Source organism: Allobosea sp. LjRoot90 (assembly GCF_964254315.1).
Taxonomy (GTDB): Bacteria; Pseudomonadota; Alphaproteobacteria; order Rhizobiales; family Beijerinckiaceae; genus Allobosea.
Window position 1 is genome coordinate 851,294 of record NZ_CAXUTF020000001.1, and the last position, 22,993, is coordinate 874,286.

Genomic DNA, 22,993 nt, shown 5'->3' on the forward strand with positions numbered 1-22,993 from the left:
CCGCTGGCGCAGTGGCGCGGCCTCGTCAATCCTTGGCGCATCACTCGAGCGGCTTCTGATCCTCGATCGCCTGCGCGGTGACCTTGCGGGCGCTCACCGGCGCATGACCGGAGACCTCGGCGCCGGCATCGGGCTTGAGCTGCACCATCCAGAAGACCGAGGAGGCGGAAATCAGGCCGACGAGGACGAAGGCCGGCCAGAAATCGCCAGCGCCGAGTGCCTTGCCGCCATTGAGAAGATTGGCCGACTCGAGCGCGAAGGCGCCGATGGTGACGCCGACGCTGAGCGACAACTGCTGAGCGACGCTGGAGAGGCTCGTCGCGCTCGACATGTCGCGGTTCGAGACATCGGCATAGCTCAGCGCGTTGATGCCGGTGAATTGCAGCGAGCGAAAGCAGCCACCAACGAGCAGGACACCGAGCATCAGCCAATGCGGCGTCGTCGGCGTGAACAGGCCGGAGGCTGCGAGGAAAGCCGAGCCGATCAGCGCGTTGAAGGTCAGCACGCCCCGGAAGCCAAAGCGCGCGAGAATGGTCTTGGCCAGCGTCTTCATGATCAGCGCGCCGGCAGCAGAGGCGAAGGTGATCAATCCCGATTGCAGCGCGTCGAGGCCGAAGCCGAGCTGCAGCATCAGCGGCAGGAGGAAGGGAATAGCGCCGATGCCGACGCGGAAGACCGAGCCGCCGATCACGCCGATCCGGTAGGTAGGAATGCGCAGCAGCGCGAGGTTGAGCACCGGATAGGCCAGCCGGCGCGCGTGAAACCAGTAGAGGATCAGCGCCGCGATGCCGAAAGCGACGCAGCCATAGGAAACCGCAGCGGGCACGAGATGGCGCCCGCCGGTGGCAAGGCCGAGCATCAGGGCGGCAAAGCCGCTGGAGGACAAAAGGAAGCCGGTGATGTCGAGCGGCGCGACGTCTTCCTCGCGGATGTCCTCGAAGAACATCGTCGCCAGCGCGATGCCGAGCAGGCCAATCGGAATGTTGATGAAGAAGATCCAGCGCCAGTCGAAATAGGTGGTGATGAAGCCGCCGACCACCGGCCCGACAACCGGGCCGACCAGCGCCGGCACCGTCAGATAGGCGAGCGCGCTGACGATCTGCGATTTCTCGACGCTGCGCAGGATGACGAGCCGCCCGACCGGCACCATCATCGCCCCGCCCATGCCCTGGATGAAGCGCGCGCCGACGAAGGCGCCAAGCGAATTCGAGAAGGCGCAGAGCACCGAGCCGAGCATGAAGATGCAGAGCGCGGTGCGGAAGATGGTGCGGGCGCCGAACTTGTCGGCCATCCAGCCCGATATCGGGATGAACACGGCGAGGCTGACGAGATAGGAGGTCAGCGCCAGCTTCAGCGCGATCGGATCCTCGCCGAGCGATTGGGCGATCACCGGCAGCGACGTCGCGATCACCGTCGAATCGGTGTTCTCCATGAACAGCGCGCAGGCGACGATCAGGGGCAGGAGCTTGGCGCGCTGCAAGGAATCGATCCGGATGATGCAATGCCCGCTTTAATCCGCGCAGAACACACTGGCGAGCGCGTTGACGCTCGTTCCGCCCTCTGCTGACGACATGGCGGAGCTGCTGCCAATGTTCACTCTCGCGAGCGACAGTCGGCTCACAATCATGCGATTTCATCAATGCCAAGACCTGATCACGGCACCGTTATGCGCCGTGTGCAGATCGTTTCTGGAAATCCGTACCTATCTGAACAAGTGAAGGGGCGACGTCCGTCGCATTGCTAACGCGGCCGAGACGGTCGCGAGAGGTGTTCCCATGACTAGTCAGATTCAGCATTCGAACCGTTCCGCTGCGCTCGGCGCCGCCGTGATCGCAGCAATCCTCGCCGGCAGCGCCCTGTTCGGTGCCGCCACACCGGCGAGGGCTCAATCCACCAGCTGGGAGGAAGGCTGCGCCGGGCGCATGGTCACGCCCGGCTCCGGCGACATCCTCAGGACCATGAACTGCGACCGGCAGAAGATGTGCCAGCAGATGGCCAATGCCAAGGGCGGCATGATGATGGGCATGGGTTGCTTCGGCGTCGAACCGAAGGGCGCGGCTCCGGTCGCGCAGCAGGCCGGCAAGACCCGGCCGTCGCAGCAGCAGTAAGCCAGCATCTCTCGCAATTCTGACGGTCGCGGCCCCGCGCCGCGGCCGCCTCGACAGTTTTTGTTGCAGCGCCCCTAGCGGGCGCGCCACACGCGTGATATCGGGCCTCGTCAACTCGGCTTAGGGCATATCCGCCCTGCCCCTTTCAGTGCCGGCCGCACCGGCCCCGGAGTTGACGATGGCGACGATCACTGACGGTCTCATTCGCGACGGTTTGACCTTCGACGACGTGCTGCTCGAGCCCGGCCCATCCGAAGTGATGCCGAGCGATGTCGACATCTCGACCAAGCTGACCAAGACCATCTCGCTCAATCTGCCGATCATCGCCTCGGCGATGGACACGGTCACCGAGGCGAAGATGGCGATCGCGATGGCGCAGGCCGGCGGCCTCGGTGTCGTGCATCGCAACCTCGACCCCGATCAGCAGGCGGCGCAGGTCCGCCTCGTCAAGAAATTCGAATCCGGGATGATCGCCAACCCGATCACCATCCATCCGGACGAGACGCTGGCCGATGCGCTGGCGCTTATGAAGAACAACGGAATTTCCGGCATCCCGGTGGTGGAGCGTGGCCCGCAGGGCCATAACGGCAAGCTCGTTGGCATCCTGACCAATCGCGACGTGCGTTTCGCTGCCAATCCCGAGCAGCCCGTCTCCGAGCTGATGACCAAGGACCGGTTGATCACGGTGCGCGAGGGCGTCGGCCAGGACGAGGCGCGCCGCCTGCTGCACCAGTTCCGGATCGAGAAGCTGCTGGTGGTCGACGATCACTATCGCTGCATCGGCCTGATCACCGTCAAGGACATGGAAAAGCAGGTCGCCCATCCCCATGCCGCCAAGGATTCTCATGGCCGGCTTCTGGTTGCAGCCGCCACCACGACCGGCGATCTCGGCTTCGAGCGCTCGGAGCTACTGATCGAGGCGGGCGTCGACCTCATCGTCGTCGACACCGCGCATGGCCATTCCGCCAAGGTGCTGGAAGCGGTAACGCGGGTGAAGAAGCTCTCCAACGCCGTCCAGGTCATCGCCGGCAATGTCGCAACCGCTGGCGGCGCGCAGGCGCTGATCGATGCCGGCGCCGATGCGATCAAGGTCGGCATCGGCCCGGGCTCGATCTGCACCACCCGCATCGTCGCCGGCGTCGGCGTGCCGCAGCTCACCGCGATCATGGATGCGGCCTCTGCCGGGCAAAAGGCCGGCATCCCGGTGATCGCCGATGGCGGCATCAAGTATTCCGGCGATCTGGCCAAGGCGCTCGCCGCCGGCGCCGGCTGCGCCATGGTCGGCTCGCTGCTCGCGGGGACCGACGAGACCCCGGGCGAGACCTTCTTGTACCAGGGCCGCTCCTACAAATCCTATCGCGGCATGGGCTCGGTCGGCGCGATGGCCCGCGGCTCGGCGGATCGCTACTTCCAGCAGGACATCAAGGACGCGCTGAAGCTGGTGCCGGAAGGCATCGAGGGCCAGGTCGCCTATAAAGGGCCTGTCTCGAGTGTGCTGCACCAGCTCGCCGGCGGCCTGCGTGCCGCGATGGGCTATGTCGGTGGCCGCGATCTTGAGGACTACCGCGCCAAGGCGCGCTTCATCCGCATCACCAGCGCCGGCCTGCGCGAGAGCCACGTCCACGACGTGACGATCGTCCGCGAAAGCCCCAACTATCCGACGCGCTCTTAACGCTGGATCGCCACAAGGCGATCCAGCTTTTCATCGAGCCTCGGATCAGCCCGAAAACGGCGACCGCTTTTCGGCCCGATGCTTCAGGACGAGGACGACATGACGCTCAAGCTGATCTATCCGGCGCTGGCCCAGATTCTCTGGACATTCGTCGTCCTCGTCATCGTGTTCCTGCGGCGCCAGAAGGCCTTCGCCAATCGCGAGGTCCGGCTGGCGGATATCGCGGTCTCGACTGAACGCTATCCGGAGCCGGCGCGGCTCGCCGCGGCCAATTTCAGTAATCAGTTCGAGACCCCGCTGCTGTTCTTCGCGCTGATCCTGATCGCGATGCATGTCGGCGCGACCGGCTATGTCATGGCGGCGCTGGCCTGGGCTTATGTCGCGACCCGAATTGTCCATACACTGATCCACACCGGCTCGAACAGGCTGCAACAGCGCGCCATCGTCTTCGCGGTCGGCGTCGTATGCTTGTTCTTGATGTGGCTCGGCATTGTGATTGCCGTCGTCTGAGCGTCTTTTCTTTGCGCACGCAAGACGTGCAGCGGCGAGTTCTCGCTGCCGATTTGTCGGCTCTGTCACATCCTCGCTACAGCGACCGATAAACCGTAATCGACACTTGCGTCCAAACTACGCCCTCTTCATGCTAAATACTTGCGGTGAGGATGGTTTGGGGAGCGGCCGTCCGGCAGGGTCGGCATGGTGCTCCCCGTGGCGCAAGGCTTTCTATGGCAGTGCTGACTTTCGGGCGTGTGGCTCTGTTCTCGGCCGCGGGCGTTCTCGCCGCGGGCGCGTTTCTTCATGTGACCGGGCGCCCTGTGCCATGGCCGCTCGACCAGGTACCCTACGGCAAGGTGATCCCGGCGCCGGCAAAGCCGGCTGCAACCTCAGCCGCCCCCGCAGCCGGCAGCAATCGTCCGGGCCAGGCGAACCGGCCGCCGGTGACCATCGTCACCGCCAAGGCCGAGCGCCGCCCGATGCCCGTCCGGATCGATGCGATCGGCACGGTGCAGGCGATTTCCACCGTCAATATCCGCTCGCGCGTCGACAGCCAGATCATGGCGGTCGAGTTCCGCGACGGCGCCACCGTGAACAAGGGTGACGTGCTGTTCCGGCTGGACTCGCGCCAGCTCGAGGCGCAGTCGCGCCAGGCCGAGGCCAATGTCGCACGCGACAAGGCCTCGCTCGTCGCAGCCGAGTCCGATCTGCGGCGGGCCGAGGAACTCTCGCGGCGTGAGATCGCCACCGACCAGCGCCTCGACAACGCCCGCACCGCCGTGAGCACGCTGCGTGCTGCGATCCGAGGCGGGGAAGCTGCCGTCGACAGCCTGCGTGTCCAGTTCAGCTACTACACGATCACCGCTCCGGTCTCGGGGCGGGTCGGTGTCGCCGCGCTGAAGGAAGGCAACATCGCCAAGAGCGGCGACAGTTCAGCGACGCTGGCGACGATCAACCAGATCGACCCGATCTATGTCAGCTTCGCCGTGGCGCAGCGCTATCTGCCGGAAATCCGCGAGGCGATGCAGGCGAAGACGGCCGCCGTCCAGGCGACCCAGCAAGGCGCCGGCAAGAGTGTCGAAGGCACGATCGCGGTGGTCGACAATTCCGTCGACGCGACGACGGGCACGATCCAGATACGGGCCAGCTTCGACAATCCCGATGAGGCGCTCTGGCCCGGCGCGCTCTGCCAAGTCCGGCTGACGCTGCGGATAGAGCCTGACGCCGTCACCGTTGCGCGCGAGGCGGTCCAGACCGGGCAGAACGGCTCCTATGTCTTCGTCATCGAGAACGGTGCCGCCCGGGCTCGGCCGATCGTGGTCGCCCGCAATATCGAGGATCGCGTCGTCATTGCGTCGGGCCTGACCGGCGACGAGACCGTGGTGATCGACGGGCAACTGCTTTTGACCGATGGGGCGCGCACGATCGAGCGCGGTCGCGGCGGCCAGAGCCCGCCGGCGCCCAATCTGACCTCCCAACGGGGGAGCGCCGGCTGATGAACCTGCCCGAGGCCTGCATCCGTCGCCCGGTCATGACGACCCTCCTGATGGCGACGTTCCTGATCTTCGGGCTGTTCGCCTTCAAGCAGTTGCCGGTCGCGGCCCTGCCCCGGGTCGATTTCCCGACCATCAACGTCAGTGCTCGCCTGCCCGGCGCCAGCCCTGAGACGATGGCCTCCTCGATCGCGGCGCCGCTCGAGCGCGAATTCGCCTCGATCTCCGGCATCACCTCGATGTCGTCGGTGTCGCAGCAGGGCTCAACCTCGATCACGCTGCAGTTCGACCTCAACCGCAATATCGACGGTGCGGCGCTCGACGTCCAAGCCGCGCTCAGCGCCACGACTCGGCGGCTTCCGCCCGAATTGCCGGCGCCGCCGAGCTTCAGGAAGGTCAATCCGGCCGACCAGCCGGTGCTGTTCATGGTGCTGACCTCGGCGACCAAGCCGCTCTACGAGGTCCATGAGTTTGGCGAGAACATCCTGCAGCAGCAGATCTCGCAATTGCCCGGCGTCGCCCAGGTCAACATCTTCGGCGCGCAGAAATATGCCGTGCGGGTGCGGGTCAACCCCGACGCCGTCTCCGCCCGCGGCCTGGCCCTCAGCGATGTCCGCACGGCCATTGCCGCCGCGAACTCGAATTCCCCCGTCGGCACGCTGAACGGCACCAACCAACGCATGGTGCTGGGCGCCACCGGCCAGATGGAACGCGCCAGCGAATACGGCAACCTGATCATCTCGCAGAAGAACGGCGTGCCGATCCGCCTCAACGACGTGGCGCAGATCCTGGACTCGGTCGAGAACGACCAGACCGGCAGCTGGTACAATGGCCAGCGCTCGATCATGCTGGCGGTCTATCGCCAGTCGGACGCCAATACGGTCCAGGTCGTCGACAGCATCAAGAGCCGGCTCGACGCCTATCGTGCGCAATTGCCGGCGGCGATCGATCTGGTCGTGCTCAACGACCGTTCGATCCCGATCCGTGAGGCGGTCGAGGATGTCGAGGTCTCGCTGATGATCGCGATCGCCCTCGTCGTCATGGTGATCTTCCTGTTCCTGAAGAGTTTCGCCGCGACGGTGATCCCGACCCTGGCGCTGCCGATCTCGCTGGTCGGCACCTTCGCGATCATGCATGCGCTGGGCTATTCGCTCGACAACATCTCGCTGCTGGCGCTGACGCTCGCCGTCGGCTTCGTCGTCGACGATGCGATCGTCATGCTGGAGAACATCATCCGGCATATCGAGATGGGCAAGAAACCGTTCCAGGCGGCGCTCGACGGCTCGCGCGAGATCGGCTTCACCATCCTGTCGATCACCATCTCGCTGGTCGCGGTCTTCATCCCGGTCTTCTTCATGGGCGGTGTGGTCGGCAAGGTCTTCGCCGAGTTCGCCGGCACGATCGCGGCGGCGATCATCGTCTCGGGTTTCGTCTCGCTGACGCTGACGCCGATGCTCTGCGCCCGTTTCCTCAAGGCGCATGATCATCACAAGAAGCCGAACATTGTCGAACGCGTGTTCGAGGCCGGCTTCCAGGGCATGCTGAGCGCCTATCGCTGGACGCTCGACGCCGTGCTGAAGGCGCGCTTGCTGATGCTGCTGCTGACGCTCGGCACGGTCTACGTTTCGGTCCAGCTCTATATCGACGTGCCCAAGGGCTTCTTCCCGACCGAGGACACCGGCCTGTTGCGCGGCGCCACCGAAGGTCCGCCGGATACCTCGTTCGAGGCGATGGCGGCGCGTCAGATGCGCGTCGCCGAGATCGTCAAGGCCGATCCGGCGATCGACTACCTGACCTCGAACATCGGCGGCTTCAACGCCACCAATAACGGCTTCATGTTCATCGCGCTGAAGCCGAAGGATCAGCGCGACAAGGCCGATGTGGTGATTGGGCGCCTGCGCCGCGCCGTCTCGGAGGTGCCAGGCATCACGGCGGTGTTCCAGCAGGTCCAGAACATCAACCTCAACGCCGGCCGCTCCTCGCGGGCGCAGTACCTCTATTCGCTGCAGGGGCCCGATCTTGGCGCCCTCTTCAACTACGCGCCGCTGATGCAGCAGCGCCTGGCGCAGCTGCCGCAATTGCGCGACGCCAATATCGACCTGCAGCTGCGTAACCCGCAGCTCTCGATCGATATCGACCGCGAGCGCGCCGCCAGCCTCGGCATCTCCAGCGACCAGATCCGCCAGGCGCTGGGTAACGCCTTCGGCTCGCGCCAGATCGCGACGATCTTCACCCCGTCGACCGACTACCAGGTCATCATGGAGGCTGAGCGCGCCTACCAGCAGGACCCCGCGGTGCTGTCGCGCCTACTGCTCAAGGCCGCCAATGGCCAGAACGTGCCGCTCGAGACGGTCGCGACGATCAAGCCGAGCGTCGGGCCGCTCGCCGTCAACCGGATCTCGCAACAGCCGGCGGTGACGATCTCGTTCAACACGGCGCCCGGCATCTCGCTCGGCGACGCTGTCAACGCGATCCGCGCAGCCGAGCGCGAGGTCAACCTTCCCGCCTCGATCGTCACCAGCTTCGCCGGCTCGGCCCAGCTCTTCCAGGACGCACTGAAGGGCCAGGGCCTGCTGATCTTCGCCGCGATCCTGGTGATCTACATCATCCTCGGGATTCTCTACGAGAGCTTCATCCACCCGATCACGATCCTGTCCGGCCTGCCCTCGGCCGGTCTCGGCGCCCTGCTCGCCCTGCAGTACTTCCACATGGACCTGTCGGTGATCGCGATCATCGGCATCCTGATGCTGGTCGGCATCGTCAAGAAGAACGCGATCATGATGGTCGACTTCGCGATCGAGCGCCGCAAGATGGGCGACGACGCACTGACAGCAATCCGCGATGCGGCGCTCGTCCGCTTCCGGCCAATCATGATGACGAGCTTCGCTGCGATCTTCGGCGTGCTGCCGATCGCGCTCGGCGCCGGCGCCGGCGCGGAGCTGCGCCAGCCGCTCGGCATCGCCGTGGTCGGCGGCCTCATCGTCTCGCAGTTGCTGACGCTCTACATCACGCCGGTCGTCTATTTCTATCTCGACAAGGTCGACAGCTGGCTTTCGGGCCGCGGTCGCGGCGAGCGGGAGGAAGCGGCAGCTATTCCGGGCGCAGTGCCGATCGCGATCCCGCAGGCGGTCCATCGCCAGCCGGATTGAACCTGTGCATCCCAGGCTGCCGCTCTTTCAGGACCGGCAGCCCCTCTCACCGCGATCCGCGCATTAACGATGACGCCGGCTTTGCAGGGACTGCGGCTGGGCAGCCGTTGAGTCTTAACGAAAAGTAAATTAAGCCAATCAAGCGGCGGACAATGAACTAGCGAGCGATGGAGTAATCGCGGTGCTTCGTGTCCGTAATGTCGACTATCTGCGTTCCGATCCTGTCCTGCCGACCGGTTCCAGCTCCTCGACGACAGTGAACCCCGTTTCGCGTGGCCGCAGCAGCGGCCTGCGCCTCGCGGCCATGGCCGGCTTCGGGCTGGCGCTCGGCGCAAGTGGCACGGTTCTGACCGTCTCCCTGGTTCAGGCCGAGGATGATGCCGGCATTCGCGCCTTCCATCGCGAGGAAGCCGCCCGCCGGGCAGAGCGCGCACCGCAACGGGCGACTTATGCCTCCGTTCCGATATCGGCCTATGCTCCGGCCCGCCAGACCTGGTCCGTGCCGTTCTTCCAGCCTCGCCCGGAAGGACGCCTCAGCCCACCGCCGGTCGACCTGAATCCATTCAAGCCAGTGCAGGTGGCGCCAAAGCAGGCGCAGCAGAAGCAGGCGCAGCAGAAGCAAAAGCTGCCGGCGATCCGCTACGACACGGTGTCCGGCGCAGCCGATGTGACGCGAACCATCTGCGTACGCCTCTGCGACGGCTTCCAGGCGCCGATCGGCCATCTGCGCAGCCAGTCCGACTACAGGGCGCACGAGGCGCTCTGCCAGGCTGCCAATCCCGGCGTGCCGGTGAAGGTCTTCAAGGTCGCTGCCGGTGCTGCGACCATCGACGATGCGGTGGCGAGCGATGGCAAGACCTATCGCGCATTGCCGATGGCCTATGCCTATGAGCGCGGCGCCGATGCAGCTTGCCGGCCGGCGATCGCGACCGCGAATGATCGCCGTGTCTCGCTGCTGCGCGACTTCACCTTGCGGCCGGGCGACAGCATCGTGCTCGACGGGCGGGTTCGCACCTTCACCGGCTCCGGCAAATGGCCCTATACCGCCGCCGATTTCCGCGACTTCCGCGGTTCGCCCGAGCTGACCGCCAGCGACCGCCGGCAGATCGACACGAAGGTCGGAATCTCGCACGCCGAAGCGCAAGTTCGTACGCTGCGCCGGCAAATGCGAGTCCGCGAGGCCAGCCTGCATGACGATAACTACGCCAGCGACGCACTCGGCCTGCGCGGCATGCTCAATCCGCGTGATGCCTCGCCGCGCGTGGTCCTGCAGACACCGTTCGCGCGGAACTGAGCTGCAATTTGGGATGATTGTCCTGGGTTTTTAATCCTAGGACAATTCACCCAAGGTTCGCCGAAAGATCGATGGACGACCGAATGGCCTTCCGGCACATTCGCTGCATTGCAGCATGGAGCCGAGCATGACAACCAAGACGCCGCGCCAGTTCTACCGTCCGCTGGCGATCGGCGCGCCCGAACCCTATCGCGATTTGCCGCTGCGGCTGGAGCGGATGATCCATTTCGTGCCGCCGCATCTGGAGAAGGTGCGCGCCAAGGTTCCCGAACTCGCCGGCCAGGTCGACATCGTGCTCGGCAATCTCGAGGACGCTATCCCGGTCGAGGCGAAGCAGGCGGCACGTGACGGCTTCGTCGAACTGGCCAAGGCGACCGATTTCGGCGCGACTGGCTTGTGGACGCGGGTCAATGCGCTGAACTCGCCTTGGTTCCTCGACGATATCGCCGCGATCATGGGCGAGATCGGCGGCAAGCTCGACGTCGTCATGGTGCCCAAGGTCGAGGGGCCTTGGGACATCCATTATGTCGATCAGCTGCTGGCGCAATACGAGGCGCGGCACGCCCTGCCCAAGCCGGTACTGATCCACGCCATCCTGGAGACGGCGGAGGGTGTGAAGAACGTCGACGCGATCGCGACCGCCTCCCCGCGCATGCACGGCATGAGCCTTGGGCCGGCCGATCTCGCCGCCTCGCGCGCGATGAAGACGACGCGTGTCGGCGGCGGCCACCCGGAATACAAGGTTATCGCCGATCCGGCTCCGGATGGCGGCTCGCGCGCCGTCGCGCAGCAGGATCTTTGGCATTACACCCTCGCGAAGATGGTCGACGCCTGCGCCTCGGCGGGGCTGAAGCCGTTCTACGGGCCTTTCGGCGATTTCTCGGACGGGGCCGCCTGCGAGGCGCAGTTCCGCAACGCTTTCCTGCTCGGCTGCGCCGGCGCCTGGACGCTCCACCCCTCGCAGATCGAGATCGCCAAGCGCGTGTTCAGCCCTGATCCCGACGAGGTCGCCTTTGCTGTGCGTATCCTGGAGGCGATGCCCAATGGCTCGGGCGCGGTCATGATCGACGGCAAGATGCAGGACGATGCGACCTGGAAGCAGGCCAAGGTCATCGTCGACCTGGCGCGGCAGGTGGCGGCCCGCGATCCGGCGTTGGCGGTGCGCTACGGCTTTTGAAAGAACTGGCGCGACATCCTTGGATATTGACGCATTTGCGACGTAATCCTAGGTCAAGCGCTGGAAGCGGCGACGATACCGGCAGTGACGGGCCGGTCTGGGACTGAACGAGGACATGGAATCACGCACTGCGAAATTCCGCATCGGCGACGTGGTGCGCCATCGCGTCTATCCCTTTCGGGGCGTGATATTCGACGTCGATCCGGTGTTCTCGAACTCGGATGAATGGTGGTTGGCGATCCCGGAGCATCTGCGTCCGTCCAAGGATCAGCCCTTCTATCACCTCTTCGCCGAGAACGAGGAGACCGAGTACGTCGCGTATGTCTCCGAACAAAATCTCGTGATCGACGAGTCCGGCCAGCCGGTCCGGCACCCGCAGGCACGCGAATATTTTCGGCGCGACCGCAAGGGCAAGTATCGGATCGACAGGTCGGAGCTGAACTGAGCTTCAACCTTCTGGTAATTGGGCTTTTTGCTGACGAAGGGACGGATTCGTGAGCATCAGCCATGCCGACATCGTCATTCTCGGCGGCGGCCATAATGGGCTCGTCTGCGCCTTTTACCTCGCCAAGGCCGGGCTGAAGGTCACCGTGCTGGAGCGGCGCGCCGTGGTTGGTGGCGCAGCCGTCACCGAGGAGTTCCACCCCGGCTTCCGCAATTCCACCGCGAGCTACACGGTCAGCCTGCTCAACCCGCGCATCATCGAGCAGATGGAGCTGGCGCGGCATGGGCTCAGGATCGTCGAGCGGCGGATGGCGAACTTCATGCCGCTGCCGGATGGGCGCTATCTCGCCGCCGGCGAGGGACGCACGGAAGCGGAGGTGGCAAAGTTCTCGGTTCACGATGCCGAACGGCTCCAGGCCTATGGCGAGCGGCTGGAACGGGTCGCCGCCATGCTGCGCGACCTCGTGCTGCAGGCGCCGCCCAATCTCGGTGAAGGCGGCTGGCTTGCCGCCTTGCCGCAGATGCTGGAAGCGGCTGCGCTCGGGCGACGCGTCGCGGGGCTCGACCAGGCCGGCCGGCGCGACCTGCTCGACCTCTTCACCAAGTCGGCGGGCGACTGGCTCGACGGCTGGTTCGAAAGCGACCCGATCAAGGCCCTATTCGGCTTCGACAGCGTCGTGGGCAATTATGCCAGCCCCTACACGCCGGGCTCTGCCTATGTGCTGCTGCATCACGTCTTCGGGGAGGTCAACGGCAAGCGCGGCGTCTGGGGCCATGCGCTCGGTGGCATGGGCGCGATCACGCAGGCAATGGCGCAGGCCTGCGCTGAACAGGGCGTCGAGATTCGTTTGGAGACGCCGGTCGCGCAGGTGCTGACGGAGAAGGGCCGTGCCGTCGGCGCGGTAACCGAGCGGGGCGAGGTGGTGCGCGCGCGCGCCGTGGTGTCGAACCTGCATCCGCGCCTGCTGTTCGAGCGGCTCGTCGACCCGGCGACCGTCCCGACCGATTTCGGCGAGCGCATCCGCCGCTATGCCTCGGGCTCCGGTACATTCCGGATGAATCTGGCGCTGTCGGAGCTGCCGCGCTTCGCCTGCCTGCCCGAACCGGGCGACCATCTCACCGCAGGCATCATCATTGCGCCGTCGCTCGCCTACATGGATCGCGCCCACGCGCAGGCGCGGCTGTCGGGCTGGTCGAGCGAGCCGATCGTCGAGATGCTGATCCCGTCGACGCTCGACGACAGCCTCGCCCCGCCCGGTCGGCATGTCGCGAGCCTGTTTTGCCAGCATGTCGCGCCAAGCCTGCCGGACGGCGGGCGCTGGGACGAACATCGCGACACGGTGGCCGATTTGATGATCGAGACCGTGGACCGCTACGCTCCGGGCTTCAGCGCCTCGGTCATCGGCCGGCTGGCTCTGGCGCCAAGCGATCTGGAGGAGCGTTTCGGGCTGATCGGCGGCGACATCTTCCACGGTCGCCTGACGCTCGACCAGCTCTTCAGCGCCCGCCCGGTGCTCGGCCACGCCGATTATCGCATGCCGGTGCCGGGCCTTTATCTCTGCGGCTCCGGTGCCCATCCGGGCGGGGGCGTCACCGGCGCGCCGGGCCATAACGCAGCCCGCTCCGTGCTCACCGATCTGCAGCCTCGGCGCTTCGGGCTGCGGTCGTTGCGAGCGTAACCGAAGCGATCAATCAGGGATCGCCGCAACCCTATCTGTTCAAAACCGATGCTAACCGCTGCTGCGCTCAGCCTGCGGGAAACGTGCGGTAAAGGCCCCTTCCCGCTCGGGCGGCAGCCTGACCAGCAGTGCCAGCGCACCGTCCTCCGCATCCTCGCGGTCGAGGATTTCGCCATTGGCGTGCAGCCAGGCCAGCGACTTGCCGTCGCCCGGCGGCAAAGTGAGCCGGTAGACCGGCCGGGTTCGCGCGATGCGTTGCTCGATTGCATCGGTCAGCGGGCCCATCCCCTCGCCTGTCAGGGCTGAGACCAGCACAGGGCGTGAAGCACCCGGCTTGAGCGTAGCGAGTGCCCCCTGGCGCTCACGCTCGTCGCCCGAAAGCAGGTCGGCCTTGTTCCAGACCTCGATGACGCGATCGCCATCATCAGGATCGATGCCGAGATCGCGCAGGATGCCCTGCACATCGGCTGCCTGGGCCTGCGTGTCCTCGTGCGAGACGTCGCGGACATGCAGCAGCACGTCAGCCTCGATCGCATCCTCCAGAGTGGCGCGGAAGGCGGCGACGAGCTGCGTCGGCAAGTCTGAGATGAAACCGACCGTATCGGACAGCAGGATCCTGGCGCCATGCGGGAGCTTCAGCGCCCGCGCCGTCGGGTCGAGCGTGGCGAAGAGCATGTCCTGCGCCAGGACTTCGGCCGAGGTCAGCCGGTTGAACAGCGTCGACTTGCCCGCATTGGTGTAGCCGACCAGTGCAACCACCGGATAAGGCACGCGCTTGCGGCTGGCGCGATGCAGCGAGCGCGTGCGCTTTACGCTCTCGAGCTCGCGCTCGATCTTGCTCATCCGCTCCTGGATGATGCGCCGGTCGGCCTCGATCTGGGTCTCGCCCGGGCCACCGAGGAAGCCGAAGCCGCCGCGCTGGCGCTCCAGGTGGGTCCAGGACCTGACCAGGCGGCTCTTCTGATAGTTGAGGTGGGCGAGCTCGACCTGCAGCGCGCCCTCGCGCGTGCGGGCGCGTCGGCCGAAGATCTCGAGGATCAGGCCGGTGCGGTCGATGACCTTGCAGCCAAAGGCTTTTTCGAGATTGCGCTGCTGGACCGGCGACAAGGCGCAGTCCATCACGACAAGACCGATCTCCTCGATCTTGACGCGCTCGCTGAGCTCCTCGACCTTGCCCTTACCGAGATAGGTCGCAGGACGCAGCGCGCCCAGTACGACCGGGATCGCCTCGACGATCTGGAGATCGATGGCGCTGGCTAGTCCGAACGCCTCGTCCAGCCGTGCTGCATGGCTGCGCTGGTTCTCGTCAGCCGCTGCACCCCGACCGGCGCTGTGGCGCGCCCGATAAGGGCCGACTACGAAGGCGCGGGTATCGGCCGCCAGGGCATGCTCGGCCGCGTCGATCGTGAGACCGACCGAGCGCTCGTCGCCTGCCCCGGCCTTGCCGGCCACGGCTCAGGCCTTGTCCGTTTCCTCGGGCTCGAACAGCTGCACCGGATGGCCCGGCATGATGGTCGAGATCGCGTGCTTGTAGACGAGTTGGGAGTGTCCATCCCGGCGCAGCAACACGCAGAAATTGTCGAACCAGGTCACGACGCCCTGCAATTTGACGCCGTTCACGAGAAAGATGGTGAGAGGGATCTTCTGCTTGCGGACATGATTGAGAAACGTGTCCTGAAGGTTTTGGGCCCGTTCTGCGGCCATGGGTAGCCCCTGTTGTTGGGATCGCAAATCGGCTTGCGGATGCGATCCAGATCGTCCCGTTAGGCTTCGGCGCCAATCGCCGGGCATTCGGGACACCGACGCCTCATTAGATCGTGACCCGGCGAGAACGCGCAAGGGTTGCGAGGCGCGAAATTCGGCCTGCCGCCCTGCGTACAGCGCAACACGACAGCCGGACTTCAGCCCACCCCCAGCGATTTGAGCTTACGGTGCAGGGCTGAACGCTCCATGCCGATGAATTCCGCGGTGCGCGAGATGTTGCCGGAGAAGCGGGCGATCTGCGCCATCAGATACTCGCGCTCGAAGATCTCGCGCGCATCGCGCAGCGGCAGGCTCATCAGCTTCTCGCCGCCGGAGCCGGATGGCGTCGTCGGCACCATGGCGCCGACCTCGGCCGGCAGCATGTCGACCGTGATCTCCGCCGTGGGGTCGCCCTTGGTCAGGATCATCAGCCGCTCGACGTTGTTACGCAGCTCGCGAATATTACCCGGCCATTCGTGCGACTGCAGGATCGCCATCGCGTCGCCGCCGATCCGACGCTTGGGCAGACCGGCCCCGACCGAGATCTGGTCCATGAAGAACTCGATCAGCTCGGGTACGTCCTCGCGCCGCTCCGACAAAGCCGGCACGCGGATCGGCACGACGCCGAGCCGGTGATACAGATCCTCCCGCAATTGGCCGTCAGCGATCAACTTGAGGAGGTCGCGGCTGCTCGACGAGATGATTCTGACGTCGACATGGACCCGGGTCGCACCGCCGACGCGCTGAAAATTCTGGTCGACAAGGACGCGCAGGATGCGGCTCTGCGTCTCGCGCGGCATGTCGCCGATCTCGTCGATGTAGAGCGTGCCGCCATGGGCCTCCTCGAGCGCGCCGACCCGGCGCGAGCGCCCGTCGCCGCCCTCGACGCCGAAGAGCTCCTCCTCCATCGTGTCGGGCGTGATCGTCGCCGCGTTGATTACGACGAAGGGGCCGGACGAGCGGGTCGACGCCTCGTGCAGCGTGCGCGCGGTCAGTTCCTTGCCGCAGCCCGGCTCGCCGGTGATCAGCACGCGCGCATTGGTCGGCGCGACGCGCTCCAGCGTCTGGCGCAGTTGGTTGACCGCGGTAGAGCGGCCGACGATCCGGCTTGCCTGGACCGAACGGGTCTTCAGTTCGCGCACCTCGCGCCGCAACCGCGACGCCTCCAGGGCCCGCTCGGCGACCAGCACCAGCCGGTCGGCCTTGAACGGCTTCTCGATGAAGTCGTAGGCGCCGCTCTTGATCGCCGAGACGGCCGTCTCGATGTTGCCGTGGCCGGAGATCATCACCACCGCCAAATCGGGATGGCTCTCCTTGACCAGCTGGAGCACTTGCAACCCGTCGAGCCGGCTGCCCTGCAGCCAGATGTCGAGGAAGACGAGATTGGGCCGCCGCGCCGCGATCGCGGCCAGAGCCTCGTCGGCGGAGCCCGCCTTGCGCGTGCGGTAGCCTTCGTCCTCCAGGAGGCCGGCAACCAGTTCGCGAATATCGACCTCGTCGTCGACGACGAGAATGTCAGCACTCATGCTTTCGTCCCGTTCACTTGTCGTGTGGCGTTGTCCGCCGTCCTATTGCCCGTCTCTGGTCTGTCTTCGCCGGCTGGTGGCGGTCCGGTCTCGACGAACCAGAGCCTGATCCTGGCCCCGCGTGCGCCGTCTGGCCGGTCGAGCAGCTCGATACCGCCGCCATGGTCCTCGAGGATCTTGCCGACGATGGCGAGGCCGAGCCCGGTGCCGCCGTCGCGCGTGGTCATGTAAGGTTCGAGCAGCTTCTGGCGCTGGTCGGCCGGCAGGCCTTTGCCGTTGTCGAGGATGTCGATGACGATCCGGCCGTCCTGGAGCCGTTCGAACCCGATCTCGATGCGGCCCTTGCCACGTTGCTCGGATGGCACGGCCTCAACCGCCTCGGTCGCATTCTTGATGACGTTGGTCAGAGCTTGCGAGATCAGGCGCCGATCGAAATGCGCCAGGACCGGCGCGGCGGGCAGGTTGTCGGACATGTCGATCTCGGGATTGCCGACCCGCATCAGGAAGATGACCTGCCGAACCGTCTCGACGATGTCGTCGCGCGCCGGCGATGGCTTGGGCATCCGGGCGAACGAAGAGAACTCGTCGACCATGCGGCGAATGTCCTCGACCTGGCGCACGATGGTGGCGGTGCACTGGTCGAAGATGTCCTTGTCGTCGACGATGACGCGACCGAACTTGCGGCGGATCCGCTCGGCCGAGAGCTGGATCGGCGTCAGCGGGTTCTTGATCTCGTGTGCGATGCGGCGCGCCACGTCGGCCCAGGCGGCGGTACGCTGTGCCGAGACGAGATCGGTGATGTCGTCGAGTGTCACCACGAGGCCGGCGCCCGCCCCCTCGCCCTCGCGCGTGGCCCGGATGTTGACCAGGCGCTCGCGGCCGCCACGCGTGATCGCGACCTGGCTGGAGCTCAAGCGCTGCCGGCTGGCGAGCGCCTCCGACACGAACGCGGCGATCTCCGGAACGACCCGCGTCACCGGCTCGCCGAGCAGCCGGCCGCCGGCACCGAGCAGCGCCTCGGACGAGCGGTTGCTGATGGTGACGTGTCCGTCTTCATCAATGCCGAGGACACCGGAGGAGACGCCGGAGAGGACCGTCTCGGTGAACCGCCGTCGCCGGTCGATCACTTCGCTTGCAGTGACGAGGCCGTCGCGCTGACGGCGCAGCTCGGCCGTCATCTTGTTGAAGGTCTCGCCGAGATGGGCGAGGTCGCCTTCCGACCGCCTTATCGGCACCTGGACATAGAAATTGCCACTGGAGACCTGATCGGTCGCGTGGATCATCCGCCGGATCGGCGCGACCAAGCCGTTGGCGAAGTTGAGACCAAGCCAGATCGCCGAAAGCAGCAGGATCACGGAGATCAGCGCGTACATCGAAGCGAAGGCAATCTGCACGCCTTTGCGCCGGGCGTCGATGCCGAGGTACTCGACCGCAGCGCCGCGGGCCACCGCCGGGAACTCAACCGCGAGCGGATCGACCTCGCGGGCGACATAGAGGAAGGCGCCGTCATAGCTCGGCAGCTTCATCAGGGCACCGAAGACACGCCCCGCCGACGGAAGCACGCAGATCGGTTCCGGCGAGCTCTGGGCATCGTCGAAGGCGTCGGCATTCGGCTTGCTGGCGTCCCGCAGAACGTCGATGTTGGCCCGGACGAGAATGGTATCCGGTGGCTTCATGATCCAGACCACCGGCATGCCGAGCGCCGTGGCGCGCGCTGTCAGGAAGCTCTCGAACCAGCGCCGATCGGCGTCATAAGCCGTTTTTGCCCGCCCCAGATCGTCCGAAAGCAGCCGGATCTCGCGACCGAGTGACCGGCACTGTCCGGTGGTGTAGGCGTCGGCGACCTCGACGGATTTGAAGATCACGTCGCGCATGCGGTCGGAGAACCAGGGCTCGAGGCCGCGCTCCAGAGTCGCGGTCGCAATCACCGCGACGAGAACCGCCGGCAGCGCCGCGACGATGCTGAACAGGCTGACGATCCGCACGTGCAGGCCGGCCGCCGCCACGCCCTTGCGCCGCGCTCGGACCAGCACCGCCGCCTCGAAAGCGACGATGGTCAGCAGCAACAGGATCAGCAGGCCGTTGATGATGAAGACGCCGACCACGACCTCGTGGACCGGTGCGACCGGTGTCGCGCCCGAAAGCACCAGGAAGGTCGTGAGCGCCGAGACCAGCGCGAAGCCGACGACGAGCGCGCCGAGCCAGCCCGAAACCCGCCGGGGCGGGTCTTCGGATCGGGGCGCCATGCGCATGTCGCCGGTCGAGGCCGTCAAGATGATACCGAAGCTCCGTTGCCAGGCGGCCCCCATCGCGGAAGCCGACGCACGGCGCACTGATGCGCCGCCGCAACGGTGTTGTCAAAATATGACAGATGCAAGGCAGACACACTGCCTGGAACCCGTTTCGATCGGCTTGCGCTGCAAGCCGATCGAAAAAACGGTTTCCAACTCGAAGTGAGAGACGGGTTCTCCGATCAGGTCGAAGCAACCGGATCGGATCCGGCTTTAGCCGTCAGCGCGGTGAGCGCACCACCTGCATGTCGAGCTCGCGGATCTTCTTGCGCAAGGTGTTGCGATTAAGTCCCAGCAGCTCGGCCGCGCGAATCTGGTTGCCACGCGTTGCCGCCAGCGCGGCCGCGATCAGCGGCGGCTCGACCTCCCGCAGGATGCGGTGATAGAGCCCCGGCGGCGGGATCTGGTCGCCGAAGCCGCCGAAATACTGATTGAGATGGCGCTCAACCGAGCCAGACAGGGTTTCTGCCCGCTCCGGCGCACTGCTGCTCCCGATCTGCATCGGGCCTCCGGTCGCCGGCTGCAACTCAGCCTCGATAATGGGGCCTGTGATCGTGTCCTGCGGATAGAGCGCGGCCAGACGCCGCACCAGATTCTCAAGCTCGCGGACATTGCCCGGCCAGCGGTAACGCCGCAGCACATCCATCGCTTCCGAATCGATCTGCTTGCGCGTCAGCCCCTCCTTCTCGACCAGCGCGAAGAAATGGCGAACGAGGTCGGGCAGGTCCTCGACGCGCTCGCGCAGCGGCGGCAGTCGGATCGGCACGACATTGAGGCGGAAGAACAGGTCCTCGCGGAACAGGCCATGCGCAATCGAGATGCGCAAATCCTTGTTGGTCGCGGCGACAATGCGGACATTGGTCTTGATCGGGGTGCGCCCGCCGACCGTGGTGTACTCGCCCTGCTGGAGTACGCGCAGCAGCCGGGTCTGCGCCTCCATCGGCATGTCGCCGATCTCGTCGAGGAAGAGCGTCCCGCCCTCGGCCTGCTCGAAGCGGCCGGACGAGCGCGTCAGCGCGCCGGTGAAGGCGCCCTTCTCGTGGCCGAACAGCTCCGATTCGATCAGGTCCTTCGGGATCGCTGCCATGTTGATGGCGACGAACGGTCCGTTGCGGCGCTTGCCGTAGTCGTGCAGGGCGCGGGCGACGAGCTCCTTGCCGGTGCCTGACTCGCCATTGATCATCACCGTCAGGTCGATCGGCATCAGCCGGGCCAGGGCACGATAGACGTCCTGCATCGCCGGCGAGCGGCCGACCAGCGGGATGTCGTCGGGCTCGGCGGCCTGGCTGCGCGGCGCGTCACCGCGCGGACGCGACAGGGCGCGGCCGACGATAGCGACGAGTTCCTTCAGGTCGAAAGGCTTTGGCAGGTATTCGTAAGCACCGCGTTCCGAGGCTTTGATCGCGGTCATGAAGGTGTTCTGCGCGCTCATCACGATGATCGGCAACTCAGGCCGGACCCGCTTGATACGCGGCAGGAGGTCGAAGGCGTTGCCATCCGGCATCACGACATCGGTGATGATGAGATCGCCGAGGCCCTGCGCTGCCCAGGTCCAGAGGGTCGCCGCCTGACCCGTGGTGCGCACCTCGTAGCCGGCGCGGGCGAGCGCCTGGTTGAGGACGGTGCGGATCGCGGCGTCGTCGTCAGCGATGAGAATGTTACCCGTCGGCATGCGGTTCCTATGTCCTGCTCGCTCTCACCCTGCCTGGGCCGGCTTGGCCTCGTGCAGGGGCAATCGAATTCGGAATGTCGTGCGTCGCGGCGCGGACTCACATTCGACGATTCCGCCGTGATCGCCGATCACCTTGGCGACGAGTGCAAGTCCAAGGCCACTTCCCTGCGCCTTGGTGGTGACGAAGGGATCGAACAGGTACTGATGCAGGTCGGGCGGCACGCCGGGCCCGTTGTCGCGAATGCCGATTTCCAGAGGCAAGGCGAGCCGAGCGCTGGAACCGGGCGCCTGCATGCGGATGCCGGGACGATAGGCCGTGGTGAGCGTGATCTCGCCGTCGATCGCGTCGTTGCCGATTGCCTCGGCTGCGTTCTTGACCAGATTGAGCAGGACCTGGACCAACTGGTCGCGGTTGCCTGCGACCGGCGGCAGCGACGGGTCGTAGATCTCGCTGAAGCGGATGTGCCGGGCGAAGCCGGACTGAGCCAGCCGCTTCACATGGTCGAGCACGTCATGGACGTTGACCGGTCCGCGTTCGCTCGGACGTTCGTCGCCGAACAGCTCGACCCGCTCGACGAGTTTCACGATCCGGTCGGCCTCGTCGCAGATCAATTGGGTCAGCAGGCGATCCTCGTCCTGGACGGAGGATTCGAGCAATTGCGCCGCGCCGCGGATGCCGGAGAGCGGGTTCTTGATTTCATGCGCGAGCATTGCGCCCAGCGCCGTGATCGAGCGGGCTGCCCCTCGATGCGTCAATTGCCTGTCCATTTTTTCGGCAATTGTTCGTTCTTGCAGCAAAAGTACCACCGCATCTGGCTGGCTGGGCAGCAGCGAGGCAAAAACGTCGACCACCCGGTCAATGCCGAGCCGAGGCGAGGCCAGCTCGACCCGGTACTCGCTGACACTGGCGCCGCGCCGCTGGACTTCCTCGACCAATCCCAGCACCGGCGAGCCGAAAGCGACGAGATCGTCGAGGCGCTGGCGCTTAAGCATGAGGGTACTGGCCTGGAAGAAGTCTTCGGCGGCGGTGTTGGCGTAGAGGATGCCGTGCCCTTCCCCGATGACGAGGACGGGCATGGGCAGGACGTTGAGCGCCTGGACTTCGAGAAGGTCGTACAAAGGATCGTGCTGCCCCTCCGTGCCGTCGTTGAACATCACCATCGTCATAGGCATGACTTTCCGGGGTCAGGCGGCAGCGCCGAGAGGGTCGGTGGAGAACAGTCGCCCCAAAGCGGCGATGGCGCGCGCAGGCTCGCTGGTCGTCAGCAACTCGCGGCGCGAGGTTTCGTCGGGCTCAAGTCCGCAGGCGAGCGCCTCGTCGGCATAGGCGGCCAGGTGCTTACGGGCATGGCGGACGCCGCTCTCGCGCCCCATCAGTGAGAGCAGGCTCTCATAGTGCTCGCGGGCCAGATCGTGCTTGACGGTGAGCGGGATGTCCGCCGGCTTGCGGCCGGCGAGCGCCGCCCCGATCGCGCCAGGCAGCCAGGGCCGGCCGAGCGCGGCGCGCCCGACCATGACGTAATCCGCTCCCGATTGCTCCAGGCAGAGCTGTGCCTGCGCGGACGTGGCGATATCGCCATTGGCGATCAGCGGGAATTTGCCCTCCGCCCGCACCGGACGGATCGCAGCCCAATTGGCCTGGCCCTTGTAGAACTGCTGGCGCGTGCGGCCATGGACGGTGATCGCAGCCGCTCCGGCGATCGCGGCACGGCGTGCCAGTTCAGGCGCATTGCGGCTGGTATCGTCCCAGCCGAGTCGCATCTTGACCGTGACCGGCACCTTCACCGCCGCCACGACCGCCTCGACCAAGCCGATTGCGTGATCGAGATCACGCATCAGCGCCGAGCCGGCCCAGCCGCCGACCACCCGTTTGGCCGGGCAGCCCATATTGATGTCGACGATATCAGCGCCCGACGCTTCCGCGACCTGCGCCGCCTCTGCCAGCCAGCGCGCCTCACAACCGGCGAGCTGGACGACATGCGGGGTTACACCGGCGCCTTCGGCCCGCAGCCGCGCCTCTTCGCTGCCGCGGACGAGTTCGTCGGAGGCTACCATTTCCGAAACGACAAGGCCGGCGCCGAAGCGCGCGGCGATGCGGCGCATGGCCAGATCGGTAACGCCCGACATCGGCGCCAGGAAGGCGCGCGAGGCCGGAAATAATCCACCGATCGGAATCTCGTGCTCGCCCGAATTTGAGGCAGTTATCATTTTGCCGATTTATTAGACATATGCTGCGCCGCGCAAGAGAAT

17 protein-coding genes are annotated in these 22,993 nt (G+C 65.9%); 9 read left to right on the forward strand and 8 right to left on the reverse strand.

Features of this window, described 5'->3' with window-relative positions; translation table 11 throughout:
* Nucleotides 1-40: 40 nt before the first annotated feature.
* Nucleotides 41-1,480 (reverse strand): MFS transporter, encoded by a 1,440-nt coding sequence (locus tag ACSQ3M_RS04105; protein ID WP_436148786.1) that lies wholly within the window; start codon nt 1,478-1,480, stop codon nt 41-43.
* Between the two features lie 295 nt (nt 1,481-1,775).
* Here ACSQ3M_RS04105 and ACSQ3M_RS04110 point away from each other — a divergent pair, with 295 nt between their 5' ends.
* The 9 genes from ACSQ3M_RS04110 to ACSQ3M_RS04150 all read left to right on the forward strand — a co-directional run bounded on the left by ACSQ3M_RS04110 (nt 1,776) and on the right by ACSQ3M_RS04150 (nt 13,511).
* On the forward strand, nt 1,776-2,108 hold the full coding sequence (locus ACSQ3M_RS04110) for a hypothetical protein (protein ID WP_436148787.1): 333 nt from the start codon (nt 1,776-1,778) through the stop codon (nt 2,106-2,108).
* Nucleotides 2,109-2,286: 178 nt separating this feature from the next.
* Nucleotides 2,287-3,780 carry an IMP dehydrogenase gene (gene guaB, locus ACSQ3M_RS04115; RefSeq protein ID WP_436148788.1) on the forward strand — a complete coding sequence of 498 codons (1,494 nt, stop codon included), beginning with the start codon at nt 2,287-2,289 and terminating at the stop codon, nt 3,778-3,780.
* A 99-nt stretch (nt 3,781-3,879) separates the two neighbouring features.
* Complete coding sequence (locus ACSQ3M_RS04120) at nt 3,880-4,290, forward strand: MAPEG family protein (protein WP_436148789.1); 411 nt, start codon at nt 3,880-3,882, stop codon at nt 4,288-4,290.
* Nucleotides 4,291-4,505: 215 nt separating this feature from the next.
* Nucleotides 4,506-5,771 carry an efflux RND transporter periplasmic adaptor subunit gene (locus ACSQ3M_RS04125; RefSeq protein ID WP_436148790.1) on the forward strand — a complete coding sequence of 422 codons (1,266 nt, stop codon included), beginning with the start codon at nt 4,506-4,508 and terminating at the stop codon, nt 5,769-5,771.
* A complete protein-coding gene (locus tag ACSQ3M_RS04130; protein ID WP_436148791.1) occupies nt 5,771-8,917 on the forward strand; it encodes an efflux RND transporter permease subunit in 3,147 nt (1,048 codons plus the stop codon). Before ACSQ3M_RS04125 ends, ACSQ3M_RS04130 begins: the two co-directional genes overlap by 1 nt.
* Before the next feature lie 181 nt (nt 8,918-9,098).
* Nucleotides 9,099-10,211 (forward strand): DUF2865 domain-containing protein, encoded by a 1,113-nt coding sequence (locus tag ACSQ3M_RS04135; protein ID WP_436148792.1) that lies wholly within the window; start codon nt 9,099-9,101, stop codon nt 10,209-10,211.
* A 127-nt stretch (nt 10,212-10,338) separates the two neighbouring features.
* A complete protein-coding gene (locus ACSQ3M_RS04140) occupies nt 10,339-11,388 on the forward strand; it encodes an HpcH/HpaI aldolase/citrate lyase family protein (RefSeq protein ID WP_436148793.1) in 1,050 nt (349 codons plus the stop codon).
* A gap of 115 nt (nt 11,389-11,503) precedes the next feature.
* A complete protein-coding gene (gene hspQ, locus ACSQ3M_RS04145; protein WP_436148794.1) occupies nt 11,504-11,833 on the forward strand; it encodes a heat shock protein HspQ in 330 nt (109 codons plus the stop codon).
* A gap of 55 nt (nt 11,834-11,888) precedes the next feature.
* The gene (locus tag ACSQ3M_RS04150) at nt 11,889-13,511 is read left to right on the forward strand and encodes a phytoene desaturase family protein (protein ID WP_436149287.1); all 1,623 of its coding nucleotides are present in this window, start codon (nt 11,889-11,891) and stop codon (nt 13,509-13,511) included.
* Nucleotides 13,512-13,562: 51 nt separating this feature from the next.
* Here ACSQ3M_RS04150 and hflX read toward each other — a convergent pair whose 3' ends face one another.
* The 7 genes from hflX to dusB form a co-directional block, all read right to left on the reverse strand.
* The gene (gene hflX, locus ACSQ3M_RS04155; RefSeq protein ID WP_436148795.1) at nt 13,563-14,963 is read right to left on the reverse strand and encodes a GTPase HflX; all 1,401 of its coding nucleotides are present in this window, start codon (nt 14,961-14,963) and stop codon (nt 13,563-13,565) included.
* 3 nt (nt 14,964-14,966) lie between these two features.
* Entirely contained in the window at nt 14,967-15,215 is a 249-nt protein-coding gene (gene hfq, locus ACSQ3M_RS04160) for an RNA chaperone Hfq (RefSeq protein ID WP_069880868.1), read from the reverse strand.
* A 197-nt stretch (nt 15,216-15,412) separates the two neighbouring features.
* Nucleotides 15,413-16,780 (reverse strand): nitrogen assimilation response regulator NtrX, encoded by a 1,368-nt coding sequence (gene ntrX, locus ACSQ3M_RS04165; RefSeq protein ID WP_436148796.1) that lies wholly within the window; start codon nt 16,778-16,780, stop codon nt 15,413-15,415.
* Nucleotides 16,777-19,026, reverse strand: a complete 2,250-nt coding sequence (locus ACSQ3M_RS04170; protein ID WP_436148797.1) for an ATP-binding protein — start codon at nt 19,024-19,026, stop codon at nt 16,777-16,779. Before ACSQ3M_RS04170 ends, ntrX begins: the two co-directional genes overlap by 4 nt.
* Nucleotides 19,027-19,291: 265 nt before the next feature.
* Nucleotides 19,292-20,743 carry a nitrogen regulation protein NR(I) gene (gene ntrC / locus ACSQ3M_RS04175; protein WP_436148798.1) on the reverse strand — a complete coding sequence of 484 codons (1,452 nt, stop codon included), beginning with the start codon at nt 20,741-20,743 and terminating at the stop codon, nt 19,292-19,294.
* 24 nt (nt 20,744-20,767) lie between these two features.
* Nucleotides 20,768-21,820, reverse strand: coding sequence for a two-component system sensor histidine kinase NtrB (locus ACSQ3M_RS04180; RefSeq protein WP_436149288.1), 1,053 nt, complete (start codon nt 21,818-21,820; stop codon nt 20,768-20,770).
* A 108-nt stretch (nt 21,821-21,928) separates the two neighbouring features.
* Complete coding sequence (gene dusB / locus ACSQ3M_RS04185; protein ID WP_436148799.1) at nt 21,929-22,951, reverse strand: tRNA dihydrouridine synthase DusB; 1,023 nt, start codon at nt 22,949-22,951, stop codon at nt 21,929-21,931.
* Between the last annotated feature and the right edge of the window lie 42 nt (nt 22,952-22,993).